This window comes from Nocardia sp. NPDC056564 (genome assembly GCF_042793755.1).
In the GTDB taxonomy this organism is placed as follows: domain Bacteria; phylum Actinomycetota; class Actinomycetes; order Mycobacteriales; family Mycobacteriaceae; genus Nocardia.
Genome location: NZ_JBHTUR010000004.1, coordinates 84,652 through 105,435, shown reverse-complemented (window position 1 = coordinate 105,435; position 20,784 = coordinate 84,652). Strand labels below are relative to the sequence as shown.

Annotated in this window: 23 protein-coding genes and 1 tRNA gene; 13 read left to right on the top strand and 11 right to left on the bottom strand. The window is 68.1% G+C overall.

The features are described 5' to 3' along the window. Positions 1-84 precede the first annotated feature (84 nt). On the top strand, positions 85-420 hold the full coding sequence (locus tag ACFQ9K_RS11825; RefSeq protein WP_378718815.1) for a hypothetical protein: 336 nt from the start codon (positions 85-87) through the stop codon (positions 418-420). 90 nt (positions 421-510) lie between these two features. Further along, positions 511-1,134, top strand: a complete 624-nt coding sequence (locus tag ACFQ9K_RS11820; protein ID WP_378718817.1) for a hypothetical protein — start codon at positions 511-513, stop codon at positions 1,132-1,134. Between the two features lie 3 nt (positions 1,135-1,137). Here the strand turns inward: ACFQ9K_RS11820 and ACFQ9K_RS11815 are convergent, their stop codons facing one another. After that, positions 1,138-1,440 (bottom strand): DUF1905 domain-containing protein, encoded by a 303-nt coding sequence (locus tag ACFQ9K_RS11815; RefSeq protein WP_378718818.1) that lies wholly within the window; start codon positions 1,438-1,440, stop codon positions 1,138-1,140. Positions 1,441-1,544: 104 nt separating this feature from the next. Between ACFQ9K_RS11815 and ACFQ9K_RS11810 the strand changes: the two genes are divergently transcribed. Both ACFQ9K_RS11810 and ACFQ9K_RS11805 read left to right on the top strand, forming a co-directional pair. Then, on the top strand, positions 1,545-2,765 hold the full coding sequence (locus ACFQ9K_RS11810) for an acyl-CoA dehydrogenase family protein (RefSeq protein ID WP_378718819.1): 1,221 nt from the start codon (positions 1,545-1,547) through the stop codon (positions 2,763-2,765). Continuing rightward, positions 2,762-4,198, top strand: coding sequence for an LLM class flavin-dependent oxidoreductase (locus ACFQ9K_RS11805; RefSeq protein WP_378718820.1), 1,437 nt, complete (start codon positions 2,762-2,764; stop codon positions 4,196-4,198). The genes ACFQ9K_RS11810 and ACFQ9K_RS11805 overlap by 4 nt, the downstream gene beginning before the upstream one ends. Before the next feature lie 36 nt (positions 4,199-4,234). Here the strand turns inward: ACFQ9K_RS11805 and ACFQ9K_RS11800 are convergent, their stop codons facing one another. Beyond that, entirely contained in the window at positions 4,235-4,723 is a 489-nt protein-coding gene (locus ACFQ9K_RS11800; RefSeq protein ID WP_378722909.1) for a GAF domain-containing protein, read from the bottom strand. Between the two features lie 98 nt (positions 4,724-4,821). On the opposite strand from ACFQ9K_RS11800, the gene ACFQ9K_RS11795 reads away from it, so the two are divergent. The 6 genes from ACFQ9K_RS11795 (at position 4,822) to ACFQ9K_RS11770 (ending at position 11,172) form a co-directional block, all read left to right on the top strand. After that, the gene (locus tag ACFQ9K_RS11795) at positions 4,822-6,207 is read left to right on the top strand and encodes a styrene monooxygenase/indole monooxygenase family protein (RefSeq protein ID WP_378722908.1); all 1,386 of its coding nucleotides are present in this window, start codon (positions 4,822-4,824) and stop codon (positions 6,205-6,207) included. Positions 6,208-6,326: 119 nt separating this feature from the next. Then, positions 6,327-7,442, top strand: a complete 1,116-nt coding sequence (gene sfnG / locus ACFQ9K_RS11790; protein WP_378722907.1) for a dimethylsulfone monooxygenase SfnG — start codon at positions 6,327-6,329, stop codon at positions 7,440-7,442. Further along, on the top strand, positions 7,442-8,773 hold the full coding sequence (locus tag ACFQ9K_RS11785) for an SfnB family sulfur acquisition oxidoreductase (protein WP_378722905.1): 1,332 nt from the start codon (positions 7,442-7,444) through the stop codon (positions 8,771-8,773). Before sfnG ends, ACFQ9K_RS11785 begins: the two co-directional genes overlap by 1 nt. A gap of 46 nt (positions 8,774-8,819) precedes the next feature. Then, entirely contained in the window at positions 8,820-9,335 is a 516-nt protein-coding gene (locus tag ACFQ9K_RS11780; protein WP_378722904.1) for an NADPH-dependent FMN reductase, read from the top strand. Continuing rightward, entirely contained in the window at positions 9,328-9,843 is a 516-nt protein-coding gene (locus ACFQ9K_RS11775; RefSeq protein ID WP_378722903.1) for a flavin reductase family protein, read from the top strand. Before ACFQ9K_RS11780 ends, ACFQ9K_RS11775 begins: the two co-directional genes overlap by 8 nt. Positions 9,844-10,053: 210 nt before the next feature. After that, entirely contained in the window at positions 10,054-11,172 is a 1,119-nt protein-coding gene (locus ACFQ9K_RS11770; protein WP_378722901.1) for a methyltransferase, read from the top strand. A 12-nt stretch (positions 11,173-11,184) separates the two neighbouring features. Here the strand turns inward: ACFQ9K_RS11770 and ACFQ9K_RS11765 are convergent, their stop codons facing one another. The 3 genes from ACFQ9K_RS11765 to ACFQ9K_RS11755 all read right to left on the bottom strand — a co-directional run bounded on the left by ACFQ9K_RS11765 (position 11,185) and on the right by ACFQ9K_RS11755 (position 13,604). Continuing rightward, on the bottom strand, positions 11,185-12,468 hold the full coding sequence (locus ACFQ9K_RS11765) for an alpha/beta hydrolase (protein ID WP_378722900.1): 1,284 nt from the start codon (positions 12,466-12,468) through the stop codon (positions 11,185-11,187). A gap of 292 nt (positions 12,469-12,760) precedes the next feature. After that, positions 12,761-12,831, bottom strand: a tRNA-Gly gene (locus ACFQ9K_RS11760). A 170-nt stretch (positions 12,832-13,001) separates the two neighbouring features. Further along, positions 13,002-13,604: a TetR/AcrR family transcriptional regulator gene (locus tag ACFQ9K_RS11755; RefSeq protein ID WP_378722899.1), complete on the bottom strand. Its 603-nt coding sequence runs from the start codon at positions 13,602-13,604 to the stop codon at positions 13,002-13,004. 105 nt (positions 13,605-13,709) lie between these two features. Between ACFQ9K_RS11755 and ACFQ9K_RS11750 the strand changes: the two genes are divergently transcribed. Beyond that, the gene (locus ACFQ9K_RS11750) at positions 13,710-14,456 is read left to right on the top strand and encodes an SDR family NAD(P)-dependent oxidoreductase (RefSeq protein ID WP_378722898.1); all 747 of its coding nucleotides are present in this window, start codon (positions 13,710-13,712) and stop codon (positions 14,454-14,456) included. Between the two features lie 137 nt (positions 14,457-14,593). Beyond that, a complete protein-coding gene (locus tag ACFQ9K_RS11745; RefSeq protein ID WP_378722897.1) occupies positions 14,594-15,133 on the top strand; it encodes a hypothetical protein in 540 nt (179 codons plus the stop codon). On the opposite strand, the gene ACFQ9K_RS11740 is transcribed toward ACFQ9K_RS11745, so the two are convergent. From ACFQ9K_RS11740 to ACFQ9K_RS11725, 4 genes are all read right to left on the bottom strand, one after another. Continuing rightward, the gene (locus ACFQ9K_RS11740) at positions 15,134-16,318 is read right to left on the bottom strand and encodes a serine hydrolase domain-containing protein (RefSeq protein ID WP_378722896.1); all 1,185 of its coding nucleotides are present in this window, start codon (positions 16,316-16,318) and stop codon (positions 15,134-15,136) included. A gap of 67 nt (positions 16,319-16,385) precedes the next feature. Then, positions 16,386-17,099: an HAD family hydrolase gene (locus ACFQ9K_RS11735; protein ID WP_378722895.1), complete on the bottom strand. Its 714-nt coding sequence runs from the start codon at positions 17,097-17,099 to the stop codon at positions 16,386-16,388. Between the two features lie 67 nt (positions 17,100-17,166). Further along, a complete protein-coding gene (locus tag ACFQ9K_RS11730) occupies positions 17,167-17,847 on the bottom strand; it encodes a phosphatase PAP2 family protein (RefSeq protein WP_378722893.1) in 681 nt (226 codons plus the stop codon). A 56-nt stretch (positions 17,848-17,903) separates the two neighbouring features. Then, positions 17,904-18,677 carry an SDR family NAD(P)-dependent oxidoreductase gene (locus tag ACFQ9K_RS11725; RefSeq protein ID WP_378722892.1) on the bottom strand — a complete coding sequence of 258 codons (774 nt, stop codon included), beginning with the start codon at positions 18,675-18,677 and terminating at the stop codon, positions 17,904-17,906. A 140-nt stretch (positions 18,678-18,817) separates the two neighbouring features. On the opposite strand from ACFQ9K_RS11725, the gene dcd reads away from it, so the two are divergent. Continuing rightward, positions 18,818-19,417: a dCTP deaminase gene (dcd, locus tag ACFQ9K_RS11720; RefSeq protein ID WP_150400135.1), complete on the top strand. Its 600-nt coding sequence runs from the start codon at positions 18,818-18,820 to the stop codon at positions 19,415-19,417. Positions 19,418-19,438: 21 nt separating this feature from the next. Here dcd and ACFQ9K_RS11715 read toward each other — a convergent pair whose 3' ends face one another. Together ACFQ9K_RS11715 and ACFQ9K_RS11710 are read right to left on the bottom strand one after the other, a co-directional pair. Further along, positions 19,439-19,840, bottom strand: a complete 402-nt coding sequence (locus tag ACFQ9K_RS11715; protein WP_378722890.1) for a hypothetical protein — start codon at positions 19,838-19,840, stop codon at positions 19,439-19,441. Positions 19,841-19,920: 80 nt separating this feature from the next. Next, the gene (locus tag ACFQ9K_RS11710; protein WP_378722889.1) at positions 19,921-20,724 is read right to left on the bottom strand and encodes a helix-turn-helix domain-containing protein; all 804 of its coding nucleotides are present in this window, start codon (positions 20,722-20,724) and stop codon (positions 19,921-19,923) included. Positions 20,725-20,784: the final 60 nt, after the last annotated feature.

Below are 20,784 nucleotides of genomic sequence, written 5' to 3'. Positions count from 1 at the left end.
TTCCAGGCTGATCGGTACCATCGTGGCCGACGTCCCACAGCGTCCATTCGACGACAGTGTCCACTTCGACAGATAGGGATTCAGGTGCGGATTTCCCTGATCGCCGCGGCGCTCATCGCGCTGCCGGTGCTCGCGGCATGCGGCAACGACAAAGCGGCGGCAGCGCCCACGGTGACGCAGGCGGACCTCGCCAAGTCCCTGCAGGACAAGGGGCTCAAGAGTCAGCAGCTCGCCGACTGCGCCGCGAAGCTCTTCATCGACCAGGGCATCTCGCAGGACGGCCTGCGGGTCATGGTCAGCGACGAATACGACACCAAGGCCGCCGACCAGGAGACCCTCGGCATGAGCAAGGCAGACGCGGAAAAGGCGCGCACCGCGAGCACCCGCATCGCCACCGAATGCATGACCGCCCCGCGCTGATCCACGTCGCGATTTTGATCGGCGCGACCGCGGCATTCGTTCTATGCTGAGGTCGCGTCGATGTGGGTCGGCGGGGGAGCTGAGGCCGGCATGCGACCGTACGAGCAGAATTCGCCGTATCCGCCCGTGCCGCAACGGATCACGCCGTCGGTGTGGTGGTTCGCGTTCGGTGGCTTACTCATCGCGATCGGCGTGTTCGGCGGCCTCGGGCTCGGCATCTTCGGCATCACCCAGACCGCGGGCAAGATCGATGACTTCCAGCGGGTCGCGGTGCCCGGTTCCGGCGATGTGCGGTTGACCGAAACCGGCGGCTACACCGTCTATTTCGAAGGTCTGTCGGGCCGGGTGAATATCGTGATCACCGATCCCGGCGGGTCGGCCGTGCCGCTGACCAAGTACGACGCGGCGGTCAACTACTCGTTCGGCAAACACAGTGGCGAAGCGGCCTTTTCGTTCGAAGCGAAGCAGCCGGGCACCTATCACCTGACGACGAAGGGCGATTCGGGCGGTGCCGTCGCCGTCGGCCGCGGACTCGGTGATTCGTTCGTCTTCCAGTTGTTCGCGGCGTTCGGTATCGGCGGCGGCGGACTGATCCTCGGCCTCGTGGTGATCATTGTCGTCGCGGTCAAGCGCAGCGGCAGTAAGCGCAGAGCGGCGCAGGCGGGCGGCGGTTATCCGCCCGGCCCGGTGCCGTACGGTCCGCGCGAGTACTGACCGTCAGATCGCGACAACCAACTCGATCCGCGCCCGCGACCCGGCGCCGAGTTCCTCGGCGGCGCGGACCGCCTTCTTCACCGGCAGCACGTAGGTAGCCCGGGACTTGTCCGGGAACAGCGAGGTCGACCAGCGGCTCGTCCCGATCGTGACGTGCACCCGTACGGCGCCGAACCCGCCCGCGAGCTGCGCATACCGCTCCTCGATCTCGTCGGCGATTTCCTCGGGCAAGGAGACGAAATGCCACGACCCCATACCGGAGTGTTCCCACACCTCCGCCGTGAACGAGTACTGCGATCCAGCCACGTCGCGACTGTAGCGGGACCCACCGACAACTCCGGCGAACCATTATTTCGATCGCGGTGCGCGCAACCCGTGAGCCGAGCACGGCGCTGCGCGATCGTGGGATGATGACATCCCTCGAAGCCAAATCCGCCACCGACGCCGAACTGGATGCGGTCTTCGGACCGATCTTCGACCGCATCGCGCAGGGGGCGGTGGCCCGCGAGGTCGACCGCCGCCTGCCGTTCGAGGAGGTGGGCTGGCTGCGCGAGGCGAAGTTCGGCGCGCTGCGGGTGCCGGTCGAGTTCGGCGGGTACGGGGTCACCGTGCGCCAGCTGTTCCGGCTGCTGATCGAGCTGGCGGCCGCCGAATCGAATCTGCCGCAGGCGCTGCGCGTGCACTTCTCCTTCGTCGAGGATCAGTTGCTGGCCGAGCCGGGGCCGAGCCGCGAGCAGTGGCTGCGGACGGTGACGAGCACGCTGGTCGGCAACGCGATCACCGAGCCGGGGGTGGGCGCGGTGGACCGCTACCGCACCCGGTTGACCAAGGACGGTGACCGCTGGCTGCTCAACGGGGTGAAGTACTACAGCACCGGCTCGCTGTACGCCGACTACATCCTGGCCGCGGCGGACCGCGACGGTGAGCGGGTGGGCGTGCTGGTCGACGCGAACGCCGAGGGCGTGCGCCAGCACGACGATTGGGACGGCTTCGGTCAGCGCCTGACCGCCAGCGGCACAACGGAATTCACCGATGTCGTGGTCACCGAAGAACGCATCCTCGGCCCTGGCTACGGTGCGCCCGGCCCGACCTACGCGACGTCGTATCTCCAACTGGTCCAGCTCGCCGTGCTGGCCGGCATCGCGCAGCGCGCGGAACTGGACGCCAGGCAGTGGGTGGCGGGCCGCACGCGCAGCTACTCGCACTCCGCCGCGGGTGTGCCGCGCCAGGATCCGTTGGTGCAGCAGGTGATCGGACGGCTCTCCGCCGCCGCCTTCGCCGCCAGGTCGAGCGTGCTGGCCGTCGCCGACCTCCTCGACCAGGTCCTCTCCGGTGGTGCGAAGGACGAAAAGTCCTTGGTGGCCGCCGAACTCGCCGCCGCGCAGGCCCAGCTGGCGGTGATCGACCTGGTGCTGCCCGCCACCACGCTGCTCTTCGAGGTCGGCGGCGCGTCGGTCGTTTCCGAGCGCCAGCGGCTGGACCGGCACTGGCGCAACGCCAGGACCATCTCGGTGCACAACCCGGCCATCCAAAAGGCCAGGGCGATCGGTGATCATCTGCTGAACGGCGCCGATCTGCCGTTCGCCTGGAGCGCGGGCGAACGCAAGCCGGCGGCGGAGGCTCAGCAGTGACCCGCCGAATCCGGTTCAACGCCTTCGACATGAACTGCGTCGCCCACCAATCGCCCGGCCTGTGGCGGCATCCGGACGATCAGTCGCACCGGTACAAGGAACTGAGCTACTGGACCGAACTGGCGAAGCTGCTGGAGCAGGGGCGATTCGACGGCATCTTCATCGCCGACGTGCTCGGCACCTACGACGTCTACGGCGGTACCGATATCGCCGCACTGCGGCAGGGTGCGCAGATCCCGGTGGCCGATCCGCTGCTGCTCGTCTCGGCCATGGCCGCGGTCACCGAGCACCTCGGGTTCGGCATCACCACCGGCACCGGTTTCGAGCATCCGTTCCCGTTCGCCCGCCGCCTCTCCACCCTCGACCACCTGACCAACGGCCGTATCGGCTGGAATGTGGTGACCGGTTACTTGCCCTCGGCGGCACGGAATTTCGGCGCGGACGATCAACTCGACCACGACGAGCGCTACAACCAGGCCGACGAGTATCTGGAGGTCCTGTACAAGCTGTGGGAGGGCTCGTGGGAGGACGACGCGGTGGTCCGCGACGCCGCCGCGGGTGTCTATGTCGATCCGGCGAAGGTGCACCACATCGGGCATCGGGGTAAGCACTTCACCGTGCCCGGCATCCACCTCGCAGAGCCGTCGCCGCAGCGCACGCCGGTGATCTATCAGGCGGGCGCCTCGACCCGCGGCGTGCGGTTCGCCGCGGAGAACGCCGAGGCCATCTTCATCGCCGCGCCGTCCAAACGCCTTCTCGCTCAGACTGTTTCCCGGATCCGCGGTGCGCTGCGGGAGGCAGGCCGCGATCCGTACTCCGCGCGGATCTACGCGCTGGCCACCGTCATCACCGACGCCACCGATGAGGCGGCGCGGCGCAAGCACACGGAATACCTGTCCTACGCCAGCATCGAGGGCGGCCTGGTCTTCATGTCCGGCTGGATGGGAATCGACCTGTCCGGTTACGACCTCGACGATCCGATCGGGCAGGTGGAGAGCAACGCCATCCAGTCCGCCGTCGCCGCGTTCCAGGAGTTCGACGACGACGGCCGCGAGTGGACGGTGCGCGATATCGGCCGGTGGGCGGGCATCGGCGGGATGGGCCCGGTGTTCGTCGGATCGGGGGTCACCGTCGCGGACCGGCTCCAGGAATGGGTCGAGGACACCGACCTGGACGGCTTCAACCTGGCCTACGCGATCACTCCGGGTTCGTTCGAAGATGTTGTGCGGCATGTTGTTCCGGTGCTGACCGAGCGGGGCGCCTACGCCACCGGCTACGTTCCCGGCACGCTCCGCAACGCGCTGTTCGAAGCGGGCGACCGGCTACCCGACGAGCATCGCGGTGCCCGCTACCGCCTCGGTGCGCCCGGATCCACCGCGTTGCCGGATGAGGTCTCGCGCCCGGGTGCGCAGGTAGCTACGCCGAGTGCCTAGTCGCTTCCGGCGAGCACTCAGGTGCTCGCCGGAACATCAGGAAGGGAGCGCCGAGAGGAAAGCCCGCGCGACGGATTCCAGTCCCGCCCGGTCGATTTCATCGAACCGATCCGGCTGCGGACTGTCGAGATCGAAGACGCCGACGAGTTCGCCATTGTGCACCAGCGGAATGACGATCTCCGAACGCGTCGCCGCGTCGCACGCGATATGCCCGGGAAACGCGTGCACATCGGGGACCAATTGGGTTTCCCTGGTCTGGGCCGCGGTCCCGCACACGCCTTTACCGATGGCGATGCGAACGCACGCGGGCCGGCCCTGGAACGGCCCGACGACGAGCTCTTTTCCGTCCGAGAAATAGAACCCGACCCAATTCAGTTCGGGCAGCGCGTGGAATACCAGCGACGACAGGTTGGCGGCGTTGGCGACGCGGTCGTGCTCGCCCCCGACCAGCGCTTCCGCCTGCGCGACGAGCTGCTGGTACTGCTCGGTCCGGTCTCCGGTCAGATCGGCAACGGTGAACGACATGGCCCGAATGGTACGCCAGGGAGAATTCCTGTCTGCTCATTGATTCTCGCTGATCGCAACACTCACGAGGGCCACGTCACAGCCCGGATGATCCGAACATGACAACGCAGAATTCCGTTCCCCGTTCCACCCGTTCGGCCGCGGTAATCGGTGCCGGCCAAACCGGCGTCACTGCGGCATTGGGTTTGCTCGACGCCGGATTCGACGTCACCCTCTACAGCGACCGCGATCAACGCGCACTGCGCGACGATGTACCTGCCACCGGCACCGCCCTCGAATTCGGCATCACCCAGCAGGCCGAATCCGCGCTCGGGCTGGACACCTACACCGCGCGGGCGCCGCGGCACTCCGGACTCAGCGTCCGCATTGCCGGACCGGATCGCGCCGAATTGATCCAATTCGACGGCAATTTCGACGGCTATGTCGGTATCGCCGTCGACACCCGGCTGAAGGCCGACGAACGACTCACCGCCTTCCTGGAGCGCGGCGGCCGGTTCGTCGTCGAGCCGGTGACCCCGGAATCGCTCGACACGATCGCCGCCGCCAACGACCTCACCCTGGTCGCCACCGGTCGCGGCGGACTGTCCGACCTGTTTCCGATCGACGAGACGCGCACCCCGTACGACGCGCCGCAACGGTCGTTGCTCACCGTCACGGTGACCGGAATCGGTTACGACAAGGACGTTTTCGCGCATCGCAGCCCGGCGGGCGGCGGGCACAGCGGCTTCTCCATCCTCGCCGAGCAGGGCGAGGCGTGGTGGGGTCCGTACCTGCACAAGGACGCGGGACCGAGCTGGGCGTTCCTCGGCTGGGCCCGGCCCGGCAGCGAATGGGAAACCCGTTTCGCCGCAGCGGATTCCGCCGAATCCGCGCACCGGATCGTGCAGGACCTGTACCGCGACTTCATCGATTGGGACCTGCCCGAGGTGCTGGCCACCCGGGTGATCGCCGACGATCCGCACTCCTGGTTGAAGGGCGCGGTGCGGCCGGTGGTCCGGGCCGGTGTCGGCCGGACCGCGGGCGGTCACGTGGTGGCCTCGCTCGGCGACACCTCGGCCGCCTACGACCCGATCGCGGGCCAGGGCGCGCAGAGCGGTTTGATCCAGGCGCAGCGGCTCGTCGCGGCGGCCGCCGTGCACGACGGCCCGTTCGACGAGGCGTGGCTCAGCGAGCAGTACGCGGGCTTCCTCGCGGTGCGCGGCGACGCCGCCAACAAGGTGACCCGGTTGTTCCTCGGCGACCCCGAGCTGGCCGACATCGGCAACACATTGTTCGCGGCCGCCGCCGTCGAGCCGAAGTTCGCCGCCGCCCTGGTCGGCCTGCTGCATCACCCGCAGCCGTTCCTCGCGGTCGACTCGGTGGCCGCGGCCAACGCCTTCATCACCAGCGTCACCGGTGAAGACGCGGAGGCGCTGCTCGGCCGCTTCGCGCCCGCCGGAAAGTTCGATCGATCCACCTACGCCAACACCCTCGCCAACGCCTGAGACCCGAACATTCCCAGCACCGCGATCCGATCGCACAGATTCAAACCCTCGTGCCGGTCTCATCGCGGTGCTGGAGTGGGAGGAGATCGACGGCTACCCCCGACCCCATGGAGCACACAATGACCACGGAGCAGATTGCCGAAGAGATCAAATTCGCCTACTGGGTGCCCAATGTCAGCGGGGGTCTGGTTACCAGCGATATCGAACAGCGCACCGGCTGGGATTTCGAGTACAACAAGAAACTGGCGCAGACCGCGGAGAACAACGGCTTCGACTACGCGTTGTCCCAGGTGCGTTACACCGCTTCCTACGGCGCCGAGTTCCAGCACGAATCGACCTCGTTCAGCCTCGCGCTGCTCGGCGCGACCGAGCGGCTGAAGGTGATCGCGGCCATCCACCCCGGCCTCTGGCACCCGGCGGTACTGGCGAAGTTCGGCGCCACCGCCGACCACCTGTCCAACGGCCGCTTCGCCATCAATGTCGTATCCGGTTGGTTCGCGGGCGAATTCACCGCGCTCGGCGAGCCGTGGCTGGAGCACGACGAACGGTACCGGCGCAGCGCCGAATTCCTCGAGGTGATCCGCAAGATCTGGACCGAGGACGACGTCAACTACGGCGGCGACTTCTACCGGATCCGTGACTTCACGCTGAAGCCGAAGCCGCTCAACACCCCCGAGCGCCCGAATCCCGAACTGTTCCAAGGCGGTAACTCGACCGCCGCCCGGCGCAACGGCGGCCGCTACGCCGACTGGTACTTCTCCAACGGCAAGGACTTCGACGGCGTCACCGAGCAGCTCGACGACCTGCGCGAGGTCGCCAGGGCGAACAAGCGCGAGGTGAAGTTCGGCCTGAACGGTTTCATCATCGCCCGCGACACCGAGAAGGAGGCGCAGGACACCCTGCGCGAGATCGTCGAGAAGGCGAACAAGCCGGCGGTGGAAGGGTTCCGGGACGCGGTGCAGCAGGCCGGCGCGTCCACCAAGGATCGCAAGGGCATGTGGGCCGACTCGTCGTTCGAGGATCTCGTGCAATACAACGACGGGTTCCGCACCAAGCTGATCGGCACGCCGGAACAGGTCGCCGAGCGCATCGTCGCCTACCGGGAGCTCGGCGTCGACCTGATTCTCGGCGGCTTCCTGCACTTTCAGGAGGAGGTCGAGTACTTCGGTGCGAAAGTGCTTCCGCTGGTTCGGGAGTTGGAGGCCGCGCGACGGCCGGTCGCGGCGGTCGGCTGATGACCGTCGCCGATGGGCGGCGCTCCCGGGCTTCAGCGTGGTCACCCTCCGGGGTCGTCGCGTTCGCCGCCGATCGGATTACCTCGGCGACGCAAGCGTTTTCGGTAGCGGAGCAGCTGGCGGCCGAGTTCGCATCGGGTGCGGCCGCCCGCGACCGTGACCGGATACTGCCGAACGAGCAGGTGCGGCGGCTCGCGGCCAGCGGGCTGCTCGCCATCACCGTGCCCGCCGAGTACGGCGGCGCGGACCTGCCGCCGAGCGCGGTGGCGGAGGTGGTGCGCATCCTCGCGGCCGCCGATCCGAATATCGCCCAGATTCCGCACAGTCACTTCGTTTACGTGAATCTGGTGCGCCTGGCCGGCACCGCCGAACAGCGCAAGCGGTACTTCGCGCAGGTGCTCGACGGCGGGCGGATCGCCAACGCGCAGTCCGAGCGCGGCGGCGCGACGATCGCCGACATCGCCACCACGGTCCGCCCCGCCGGGAATCGGTTCCGCGTCGACGGACGCAAGTTCTATTGCACCGGTTCGCTGTTCGCGAATCTGCTCGCCGTGCTGACCAGGTTGGATGATCCCGACGGGAGCAGCGGACTGGAGCCGGGGGAGTACATCGCCTATCTGCCTGCCGATTCCGCGGGTGTGCGGATCATCGATGACTGGAACGGCGTCGGCCAGCGCACCACCGGCAGCGGCACCGTCGTGTTCGAGGAGGTGCTGGTCGAGCGGGATCAGTTGATCCGCCGTTCGGCCGCGGTGCAGGCGCCCACCGGTTACGGCGCGTTCGCGCAATTGCTGCACACCGCCATCGATGCCGGGATCGCCAGGGGCGCGCTCAGCGCGGCAACGGAGTTCGTGCGCACGTCGAGCCGCCCGTGGTTCGAGGCGAAGGTGACGAACGCCGTCGACGACCCCCTGGTGATCCAGCGGTTCGGCGAGCTGTCCGTCGCGGTGACCGCCGCCGAGGCGACCCTCACCGCCGCCGGTATCGCCGTCGACGCGGCCACCGTGGGCGTTGCGCAACCCCCCGAACAGGGGCTTGCCGGATTCGAATCGCGTGGCACAGTGGAAGACAGCGAACAGGAGAATGCCGCCGGTCGGGCATCGCTGGCGGTTGCCGCGGCGAAGGTGCTTGCCGACCGAGCGGCCATCGAGGTGTCAAGTGCGCTGTTCGAGGTGGGCGGAACACGGAGTGCCGCAGCGGAGCTCAACCTGCATCACTTCTGGCGCAACGCGAGGACACATACCCTGCACGATCCGATCCGATGGAAGTACCAGCATCTCGGCCGTGCGCTGTTGCACGGTACCGCGCCACCGTTGCACGGCGTGATCTGACCGGGATGCCGGTCGAAACAGCAAGTGATCGAAAAGGATACGAACAGTGACAGTGACGGTCGTAGTAGGCAACCCGAAGCCCGCCTCGCGCACCCTGACGGCGGCCACACTGGTCGCGAAGGGGTTGCGCCCCGAGGTCGAGCCCACCGTGATCGACCTGGTCGACTTCGGCGCCGCCCTGCTCGGCTGGGGTGATCCGGCGGTCGCGGCGGCGGTGCGCACCGTATCCGATTCGGAGCTGGTCGTTTTCGCGAGCCCCACCTTCAAGGCGACCTACACCGGGTTGTTGAAACTGTTCCTCGAGCAGTTCGACGGCGGTACCGGACTGGCCGGCGTGCTCGGGGTTCCGGTGATGCTCGGCGCGGGACCGGTGCACGCGCTTGCGCCGGACCTGCTGCTCAAGCCGGTCCTGGTCGAGTTGGGCGCCACCGCGGCGCTGCCCGGTCTGTACCTGTCGGATCGCACCTTCCAGGAAGACGGCGCGATCGATCGCTACAGCGACCGCTGGCGCTCCGTCGCGCAGGCGCTCGCCGTCACCGCGGGGGTGCCGAATCATGCATGAGCTCTTCGAGTTTCCCGCGGACGGCAGCGGACTACGCAGCGCCTTCGCCAACTTTCCCAGCGGCGTGGTCGCGGTATGCGCCGAAATCGACGGCACGCCACACGGTCTCGCGGTGAGCACGTTCGTGCCGGTGTCGCTGGATCCGCCGCTGGTGTCGTTCTGCGTGCAGAATTCGTCTGCCACCTGGCCCAAGCTGGCCGCCGCCGGTCACCTCGGCCTGAGCCTGCTCGGCACCGACCAACAGGAGGCCGCGCGGACGCTCGGTGCGCGCGACGGCGACCGGTTCCGCGGTACCACGCTGCACCGGGGGACCGGTGAGGCGGTCTTCATCGACGGTGCGTCCGCGTGGATCGAGGGCGTGCCGGAGGCGCAGGTGCCCGCGGGCGACCACGCGGTCGTCATCCTGCGCATCCATCGCATCGCCACTCGCACCGATGTCGATCCACTCGTGTTCCACGGCAGTCGATTCCGTCGGCTGGACGCGGAGGCAAGGGAGCTCGCCGGCTGAATCCTGGGTTTGATCGGCCCTGGTCGTGGCGGTTCTCGACGGCTGTGCGAAACTGAAATGCATCTATTCGGAAGGGTCGGTCATGACATTGGGCATGGTTCTCGGTGACGTTTCCTCGCGCACTGCGACGCGGTAGGAACTCTCGACCTGCACAACTCCTCGTCGCGGTGCACTCCGTGCCCCTGCCTGCTCGATCACGAGGAGTCGCCGATGTCCATGTTGACCTGGACCGAAGCCGATACTGTCCGAACCGCCCCCTGGCATTCCGAAAGCGCCGTGCCGATGCCGGCCCGGATCACGGTCGCCGACGACCGGATGACCGCCGAGACGGCGTACCGCCTGGCCTGTGAGGGCACGGCGCTGCTGTGGCGCGGTGACTATCACAACGGACGACAACTGCTGCAGGCGATGAGCCGCCGCGTCGACCGGAAAGCGCCCGGACCGGGCGATAGTCCGGCCGAATCGTTCCGGTCGCAGCGCAGGGCGCGCAATCATCGTGCACGGGTACTCGGGAAGCTGCTGGTTCAGCTCGAGGGTGATCACGCGCTCGCGCTGCGTCGCGCGCCCGATGTGCGTAAAGCGTGTGACGACGTGTACGGCGCGTCCGGCGAGCCCATGCTCATCGCGTTCACCGAGTTGCTCGGTGTGCTCGGCGCGGCCCAGTGGCGGGAAAAGGGCGTGCGGATCCCGTTCCTGGACGCGCATATCCACCCGCACTATGGCGTGTTCTCGCCGATTCGCGGCGAATACGTCGACCTGGTCGCGCGCACGACGCTTCCGGCGACCCACCGCACCGCGTTCGACCTCGGTACCGGCACCGGGGTGCTGGCGGCGGTGCTGGCTCGTCGCGGTGTCGGGCGCGTTGTCGGGACCGACGACAGTCCGCGTGCGCTGGCCTGTGCGCGCGAGAACGTCGATCGGCTGGGCCTGGCCGGAACCGTCGACATCGTCGGCCCCACCCTCTTTCCGGAAGGCCGCGCCGACCTCATCGTCTGTAACCCGCCGTGGTTGCCCGCCCGGCCGACGTCCGCGCTCGAGCACGGGGTGTACGACCGGGACAGTGCCATGCTGCGCGATTTCCTTGCTGGTCTGGCCGACCGGCTCGAGCCGGCCGGTGAAGGCTGGTTGATCCTGTCCGATCTGGCCGAACACCTCGGCTTGCGGACCCGGGACGACCTGCTCGCCATGATCGACTCGGCCGGATTGCACGTCATCGACAGGATCGATACGACGCCGCGGCATCCGCGGGCGCGCGATGCCGCCGACCCGCTGCATGCCGCGCGAGGCGCCGAAGTCACCTCGCTCTGGCGGCTGGTGGTCTCGCTGTAGCGCGAACCTCGATCAGGCTGCGGGGCAGCGGGTTTGCGGGATCGTGAGATCGATGAGGTACTGATCGGCGGCGGTGGTCGTGCACGGCGAGCGGTCGTAGACGCCGTGCCCCCAACCTTCGTAGGTCAGGAGGGTCGCGTTGGGCGTGTTCTTCGCGACGCCCTCCGCCCATTCGTGCGGGGTCGCCGGGTCGTGCAGCGAGTTGATGATGAGCACCGGCGGCCCGTCCACGATCCGCGGGCGATGCGCCGGGTTGGCCGGCGGGATCGGCCAGCCGGAGCACAACGAGCCTGCGCCCCAAGCGAAATGGGCGCGTAGCGGCGCGGAGTTGGCGTTCTGTTCGCGCCACAGCCGGGTCCACTGGTCCTGGTCCGCGATGTCGAAGCGCCAGTCCGAGCAGGCGGTGATCTCCGGCATCGGCGCGGGTTTGCCTTGCGGTTGTGCCGTTGCGGGCGGCAGTGGGCTGCCTGCGGGTTGGTCGGTCAGCGCGCGCAGATCCGTTGCGAGGCGGGACCATTCGGGACGGTAGAGGCGCTGGATGATCTGTGCGTTCAGGTCGAACACGCCGAGCGGCTTGCTCGCATCGCTCGGATCGCGCAACTCGCCGCGCGCGGCCTTGGCGTACACATCGCCGAAGACCTGATCGGCGGCCATCCCGTGCAGCGCGCACTGCGTATCCCGCGCGCACCACGCCGCGAACTCGCCGAAAGTGTCCTTGCCCGCGCGTGCTTCGCTGGCCAGGAAGGCGCGTCCGTCCAGGCTGTGATCGTCCACGCTGTCCAACAGCATGGCGCGCAGGTGTTTCGGGAACAGTTCGGCGTACGCCTGCGCGGGCATCGTCCCGTAAGACCGGCTGTACGTGCTGATCTGGTCCACCCCGAGCGCCGATCGCACCGCCTCGACATCGCGCGCGATGCTCACCGCATCGAGGTGATCCAGCAGCGGACCCGTGTACTGCCGGCAGCTCGCCGCGAGATCCCTTGCATACGAATGCACTTCATCGATCCGCCCGCCCAGCTCCGGAATCAGGTTGGGCCGATACTTGACCAGCCCCGCGTCACACTGCACCGGATGACTCCGCTTCACCCCGCGCGGATCGATACTGACGACATCGAACCGCCCCCGCAGCTCCGCGGAAAACTTTCCCCCTCTGAGGATCTCGTCCACCCCCGACGATCCCGGCCCACCCGGCAACGAAATCAACGTCCCCACCTTCTTCGCCGGATCGTCAGCCCGATCCCGCACCACCGCGACCTCGATCGTCTCCCCCTCCGGCCGCCCCCAATCGATCGGCACAGTGACTGTCCCGCAATCGAATTCAGCGTTCTCCAGGCACGGTTGCCAACTCAGCGAAGCACCCGGCGTACCTTCCGACGTACATCCGGCCAACACTCCCGAACCGAGCCCGGCGGCCAACCCCACAACCACTACAGTGCGACGAAACATGCCCCAGATCGTCGGCCCACCTCACCCGCGCCCACATCCCCCCACCGAGCCACCCCACCTCCCCCTCCGGTACTGCGCACCCGGCCCAAGGCAAAGAAAAAGCCCCGCACCAGGAACCCTGGCCAGGGCTTTCGCTACCAAGAGCCGATGACGGGAATCGAACCCGCGCTGTCTGCTTGGGAAGCAGAAGTTCTACCATTGAACTACATCGGCCTGCGCGTCAGCGCGTCCGCGAGCCTATCAGACCCGCCACTGCGTCGGTCAACTTCCCTCTCGGTCGGTCCGGATCGAGCCTGGTCCAACCCTGGGGCCGTGCCGGTCCCGACCCATTGGATCCAGATGTCGGACACCGGGTGGGCAGGTCTCGAAATGCGAAAAGTCCGTCAGCGACTGTCGGTTCGGTCGCCGGAGGGGTTCGGCAGGAGTTGCGCCGCGAGCGATCGTGCGGTGGCTGTGAGTGTGGCTGTGTCCAACCCGGTCCGGCCCATGAAAACGATCCCTTGTTGCGCGGCCAGGAGTGCCCGCGCCAGTGCTGTCGGATCCGCTGCGGCAGGCAGGTCGCCCTCGCGTTGGGCGCGGGCAACACAGTCGCCGATCAGCGCGGTGGACGTCTCGTAGGTGCGGTGGGCGTGGGCGAGCACCTCCGGATCGGCATTGCCGAGTTCGCAGGTGCTGTTGGCCATCAGGCAGCCGCGCCGCGTATCGGCGTCGATCGGTGCTTCGAGGAGCATGCGTAAGGCGTCCACGGCCCGCGGAGCCTCGGCGAGGGCCTGCCGGAGGTGGTCATGGCTGTCGTCGGTGTAGCTGTGCAGTGCCCGGAGGAAGAGTTGGCGTTTGTCGCCGAACGCCGCGTAGAGGCTGCCTTTGCCCAACCCGCTGACCCGCATCAGGTCTTCCAGCGAGGTCGCGGCGTAACCGGCGTCCCAGAACTGCTCCCGGACGGCGTTCAGGACCTGCTTCTCGTCGAATGCTCGTGGACGTGCCATGAGATCCAGGATAGAGGTTCTTGACCGCACAGTCCATTACTGCCTATGGTGGACCGTGCGGTCAAAAACTCCGCGGCACGTGGCACCTAGGAAAGCAGGAAGCGCATGGGCAAGTTGGACAACAAGGTGGCGATCGTGACCGGTGGGTCGCGGGGGATCGGGGCGGCGTCGGCGCTGGCGCTGGCCGATGAGGGAGCCGACGTCGCGATCAGCTACTCGGCCTCGGCGGATCAGGCCGACAAGGTGGTCGCCGAGCTGGAGGCAAAGGGGGTGCGCGCGGCGGCGTTCCGGGCCGACCAGTCGGACGCGGCGCAGGCGGCGGGCCTGATCCACAGCGTGGTCCAGCGGTTCGGAAAGCTGGACATACTGGTCAACAACGCGGGCGTCACCGTCGCCGCCCCGATCGACGGCGAGGACGCCGACGAGTCCGCCTTCGACCGTCAGCTCGCCATCAACTACACCAGTGTGGTGGCCGCGATCCGGGCGGCGTTTCCGCTGCTGCCCGATGGCGGGCGGATCGTCAGTATCAGTTCGGGTGTGGGGACACGGGTGGGCTTCCCCGGGATGACCGACTACGCGGGCACCAAGTCGGCGCTCGAGGGCTACAGCCGGGGCGCGGCCCGCGATCTGGCCCACCGCGGCATCACCGTCAACGTCATCCAGTCCGGATTCGTCGACACCGAGATGAACCCCGCCGACGGCCCGGCCGCGGCCGCGTTCCTGCCGACGACGGCGCTGGGGCGATACGGCAGGCCGGAGGAGATCGCCGCAGGCGTTGTCTTCCTCGCCAGCCCGCAGGCGTCCTATGTCACCGGCGCAGTGCTGCGAATCGACGGCGGATACGGCGCATAGCGCGAGGGGGCCGCGAACAAGCGTGCCACCCAGCCGCCCTTGCGGCCCAAGTGCGGCCGACCGTAGGCTCCGGCCGGAGGGGGCAGTCGCATCGCCGCACGCCCGGACTTGTACTACGACGACGTGGGGGTTGATCGATGCAGCGGATTGCCTGGGGCGTGGGTCTCTTGACGATGTGTTCGATGCTGCCGGGCTGCGGCAAAGATGTTGCAGCGGAGCATGATTGGCGTGCGATAGATCCGTGTTCACTGGTCGCGACCGCGCAGGTGGCCGCATTGTCTTTCACGTCGAGTGGTGAGGTGACGGCGCCGCAACGCGTGGATCGGACCAAGACCGCGGCCGCGGATGTGGACAGCATTGGTTGTCGCTGGGGCGATTACGTGACGGTGAGCCTGATCGATCGGAACTATGGCGCGGGCTCGCCGGTGGCGCGGATGGAGCCGAACATGCTGCCGACCGTGCGCGCGATGGCTGTCGGTGGAAGGTCGGTGCTGGTCACCGAGGAAAAGGGCGGCGTCTGCAACGCCTCCGTTTTCTACACCGATGCCCGCTTGAGCGTGACGGTTGCTCCGGCCACGTCCAAGCGGGCAGTCGACCTGGATGACACCTCGACCGCCAGTTGCGATGCCCAGCAGCCACTGCTCGAGTCCATCCTCGACCGAGTGAAACTTTCCTGATCAGGCGATTGCCTCCTGTAGCGCCGCGATCCAGGGCAACCAGCGGGGGTCGGGGCCGGGGACGTCTTCCCAGATCATGTTGGTGCAGGTGTAGGCGACGGCGGTGCCGGATTCGGGGTGGGCGAAGCTGAGGCGGCCGCCGGTGCCGACGTGGCCGAAGGAGCCGTCGCCGAGCATGGCGTGGGCGGGGCCGGTGATTTCGTAGCCGTTGGCGAAGCGGTGGGTTATCGGCAGGATGTCCAGGGGTGCGGGGCCGCGAAGGCCGTCGGTCTGTGGTTGGCGGGCTCGGTCGACGGAGTCGGGGGCGAGCAGGCGGACGCCGTCGACCTCGCCGATTGTCGCGGCATACAGGCGGGCCAGAGAGCGAGCGTTGGCGATCGCGTTGCCCGCCGGGACCTCGGCCGCGTGCCCCTCGCGGGTATTGAGCAGCGCGACACCGGCTTCCCGGGTCTCCACGGTCGCGAGGAGGGTGCGAATCAAGGGTGCTTCGACGTCGATCCCGATGTTGGCCAGTACCGATGCCACTTGCTCAGCGGTCGGCTGCACCTTGCGGCTGAACTGCGGAACGACGCGATGCTCCTCGGCTTCCGGCAGCCCGATCCACAGGCTCAGTCCGAGCGGACCGGCGATTTCAGCGGCGAGAAAGTCGCCGACGCCCTTGCCGCTGACCCGCCGGATCAGCTCGCCGGCCAGATAACCCCAGGTGATGGAGTGGTAGTAGAACGCGGTGCCGGGCTGCCACAGCGGAGTCATCGCGGCGAGCGTGTCCGCGCACAGCGCCCAGTCCGTCAGCTCCTGGGCCCCGATGCCGGCCGCCGGGTCGAAGCCGGGCAGGCCCGCCCGGTGCGCCAGCAGATCGGCGACGGTGACGTCGGCTTTACCGCCCGCCGCGAACTCCGGCCAGTACTCGCGCACCGGCGCCGACAGCTCGAGTTGCCCCCGCTCGATCAACATGTGCACACAGGTCGCCGTCACCCCCTTCGACACCGACATCAGCACCGACAGCGAGTCCCCGTCCCACGTCATCCCGGACTCCGGGTCCTGCCCGGTCCACAGGTCGGCGACAACCCGCCCGTGCCGATAGACACACAGCTGCGCCGCACCCTCGTCACCGCTCTGCGCCTGCGCGAACGCCGCACGAACCCCCTCGAACCCGTGCTCGACCAACCCGTCCACCACGACCATGCCCTCCTCGACGAACTCCGGCGGGGCACCGTGAAACCCACGCTACGCCAAGACATTATTCGATGAATCAGCCGACGGCCTGGACAGACCGGCCCTGCGGGAGCCCGACGGTGTTCGTCACCAGATGGAGCTGACGCTTTTCATGGTCGGTCAGTGCGGGAACGAGCAGCGTCGGCATTCCGATGACGGCCGCCGCCCCATCGCGGGTGAAACGGTCGCCGACCATGAGGGTGTGCTCCGCGGGGGTGCCGAGCTCCTTCAGCATCAGTTCGAAGATCGCGGGATCGGGCTTCTGGATTCCACGCTCGCCCGACAGCACGAAGGCGTCGATCGATGTAAGCAATCCCGCTTCGGCGAACTCGGGGCGGATATCGAAGTGAATGTTGCTCAGAATGCCGATCTTGCAACCGTGGTCGCGCAGCGCGGCGATGGTGTCGGCCGCGTCAACGGCGAACGTGTTGTAGGCCGGATCGGAATCCACCGCGAACAGTTCCTCGGCGAGGCGCGGGTCGAGCCCGGCGTCGGCGAACACCGCGTCGAAGGTCGCTTTGTGCCGTTCGTAGCTGGTGTTGCCGTGCGGGGACTGAAGCCGGTTCGGTTCGCCCGCCGCCGTCCGGATATCGCGCAGGAGCGCGCTGACCGCCTCGTCGCTGTCGTCGCGGTCGATCCGGCGTAGCGCCTCGCGGGCCCAGCCTTGCGGGGTCAGTTCCGAAACGAGGGTGCCCCGCCAGTCGAAGACGACCGCGCAGAGGTGATCAGGGCGTGGGATGGGTGCAGGCACGAGCGTGAAGGCTAACGGTGCGGGCGCCGTGTTCGGCACCCGGCGCACCGGCTGGAATCTCGCACGGCTAGCGACCAACAGCGACCAATTCCCGCCGTTGCGCGAGGTATCGGTAGGCGCCGAAGCAGAGGATGACCCAGAGCGCGCCGAGCGACCAGCCGCCGAGCACATCGGTGGACCAGTGAACCCCGAGGTAGATCCGGGAAAGCCCCACCGCGGCAACGAATACGGCGGCGGCGCCGGCCGCGATCCAGCGGGCGGCCGGGCGCCGTAGCCGCGGGATCAGCAGGACGGCGAGGATGCCGATCACCACGATCGAACCGAGGCTGTGCCCGGACGGGTAGGCGAAATTGGTCTTGACCACGACGTGATCGACGATCGGCGGCCGCGGCCGGGCGATCAAGTTCTTGCCGCCGTCCACCAGCACCCAGGCGCCGAGGCCGGCGACGGTGACCACCGCTGCCTCCCGGCGGTATCCGCGCAGGGCGAAGGCGATGACGGCGACCGTCGCCAGGATGGTCATCGCGACGGTGCCGCCGAGGTTGCTGACCATTTTCGCCAGCGGTGTCAGCGTGCCGTTGCGATGCGCGACGGCCCAGTTCGCGACCGGGGTGTCGATCGCGGTGAGTCCGTCCTTCCCGATGACGTTAGCGGTCACTCCGACGGCGAAAACGGCCAGCGACGCGGCCGGCACGGCGAGGACGTGGACCAGGTTCCAGCTCCGGCCCGGTGGGGGATTCGTGGTCACCCATCCCACGATCCCATCCCGACGCTGAGGATTGGCTGAGGACCGCGACCCGCGCGTCAGAACATGCTGTAACCGCCGTCGATCAGCAGGGTGTCGCCGGTGTGGTACGAGCTGGCCGGGCTCGCCAGGTACACCGCGACCGATTCGAAGTCGGTCGGCCGTCCCCAGCGCTTCGCGGGGATGCGCGGCTGCACCCGATCGCGGAACCGGTCCCACCCGAAAATGCCGTCGGTCATGGGGGTTTCGACCCATCCGGGCAGCACCGAGTTGGCTCGGATGCCGTGCTTGCCGAGTTCGACGGCGATGGAGTTCATGACGGCGATCAGCCCGGCCTTGCTCGCCGCGTACCCCTGCCCGCGCGGAACGCCCTGCCGGGCAGCGAGACTGGCGGTGCCGACGAGGCTGCCGCCGTCGCCCTGCGCCACCATCACCTTCGCGGCCTCGCGCAGCGTGACGAACGCGGCGTCGAGGTTGATCGAGGTGATCCTGCGGAATTCGGCGAGCTCCATCTCCAGGAACGGCGTGACACCCTGGGGCACGCCGGCATTGACGAAGCACGAATCGATGCGGCCGAGCTCGTCGGCGGCGCGGGCGATGGTGTCGATCACCTGTTGCTCGTCGCCGACATCGCAGGACAGCGCGAGCACCCGGCCACCGTGGGCCCGCAGGATCTCGGCGGCATCGGCATTGCGTTCGGAGTTGCGGCCGACGATGCAGACGTCGGCGCCGGCTCGCGCGAGTCCGCGGGCGAAGCCGAGGCCGATGCCGGAATTGCCGCCGGTGACGACGGACACGTGGCCGGTCAGATCGAACAGTGCTGCCTCGGTCATGTGCTGATCCCTTCGGTCGCGGGCCCCAGCGCCCGAACGAATGCGAGAGTATCGGCCTCGCTGACTCGTCGCGCGCCGAAACGGCGGGCACCCGCGTAGCGCCTGCCGAGCGCGCACGAGCAGGCGCTACGCTGCTCGGCGTGCTGCTTTCCGATCGTGACATCCGTGCGGAGATCGCCGCTGGGCGTCTCGGCGTCGAGCCGCTCCTGGAGAGCCTGATCCAGCCGTCGAGCATCGACGTGCGGTTGGACGGGATGTTCCGGGTGTTCGACAACTCCCGCTACACCCATATCGATCCCGCGCAACGCCAGGACGAGCTGACCAGCCTGGTCGAGCCCGCGCCCGGCGAGCCGTTCGTGCTGCACCCCGGCGAGTTCGTGCTCGGCTCCACGCTCGAGGTGTGCTCGCTGCCGGACGATCTGGCCGGCCGCCTCGAAGGCAAGTCGAGTCTGGGCCGGCTCGGCCTGCTGACCCACTCGACCGCCGGTTTCATCGATCCCGGCTTCAGCGGCCACATCACGCTCGAGCTGTCGAACGTGGCGAACCTGCCGATCACTCTGTGGCCCGGCATGAAGATCGGCCAGCTGTGCCTGCTCCGGCTGACCAGCCCGGCCGAGCACCCGTACGGCAGCGCCATCGCGGGCTCGAAGTACCAGGGGCAACGCGGTCCGACGCCGTCGAAGTCGTACCTGAACTTCCCGTTGCCCGCCGAGGTGGTGGACGCCGCGGAATCGCGGTAGCCGGTTCGGCGAGAGTGGCTGTTACTCGGTCACTTCCGCGGCCGCCGGCGTATCCGCCCGGGTGGGTACCCGCCGAAAGTGCCGCCGGCTCGAACTCGGCGCCCACAGCATGGTGAGCACGACGATCGAGAGCGCCCATCCGCCGATCAACGCCAGATGTGCGCCGGCGCTGGGAAATATGACCCACACCACGAACCGGCCGACGAACTGTCCGCCGAGGAAAAACGTGATGAGGATCCGCGCCCAGTTCTTGCCGAGCAGGACCGGCCACACCAGCGCGGCGTAGAGCGGCGCGTGGATGAGATGGAAGACGGTGCCGACGTTCCAGCTGAACGGCGAGAACGCCAGGACGAGAACATGGTTGATCGCGTGGATGGCAATGCCGAGGGCGGCCACCCGCACGGTGATCGGTGCAGCGGACATCGTGGGTGTTCCTTCGCGGTCGGGGTGCGAGGAACGCTACGGCGCGCCGATCGCCGCGGTATTGGACGAATAGGACATGCTCAGCCGAGCAGCCTGCCCGGTGGCGCCCCGGCGAAGCGGCGGAAATCCCGGATCAGATGCGATTGGTCGTAGTAGCCGAAATCGCCGGCGAGACGGCATATGTCGCGCCGGGGATCGTTCGTCAACGCGGTGAGCGCCGCCGAGAAGCGCAGCAGTGAACCGTAGTCCTTCGGCGGCAGTCCGACCTGGTCGGCAAATCGCCGCCGGAAATGCCTTGCGCTCCAACCGGTTTCGGCGGCGAGCGCGGCGATCGGCAGCATCCCGCGAGACCGCCGCAATTCCTGGACCGCGTGCGTGATCGCCCGGTCCGCACTGTCGTCGCCGGATCGTGCCCGGAAATAGTCGGCCACCAGCGTGAATCGTTCACCCCAGGTGGGTGTCTCGGCGAGCCGTTCGGTCAGCCGCCGCACCGCCGGCCCGTGCAGCTGCGTGAGTTCCACCGCCCCGTTGCGCAATTCGTCCATCGGCACCCCGAGCAACCGCCGCGCGGCCAGCGGGTCGAGTTGCACCTGCACGCTGCGCATCCGCCCGGCATGCCCGGCCGTCCCCGCCCGGTCGTGTAACCCGACGACCAGCGCGGTGGGATCCAGGCTGCGCCCCTCGAAGGTGCCCTCCAGCGCGAACACGATCTTCACCGTCCCGCCCGGAATCTTCCTGCGCCGCACCGGTTCCGGCTCCAGCACGTCGAACCCGAAGCAGCGCACCACAGCCAGGCCGGCGAAGGCGGCGGCCGGCGCGGGGACGACCTGGTGCGCACGCACCTGGTACGTCCCACGCAGGTCGCTCAACCGATCGCTCCCCATCGCTCCACACTAAAGCGACTTCCTCGCCGTGGCTCGCTCCAGCGTGCGGAAGGGGATCGG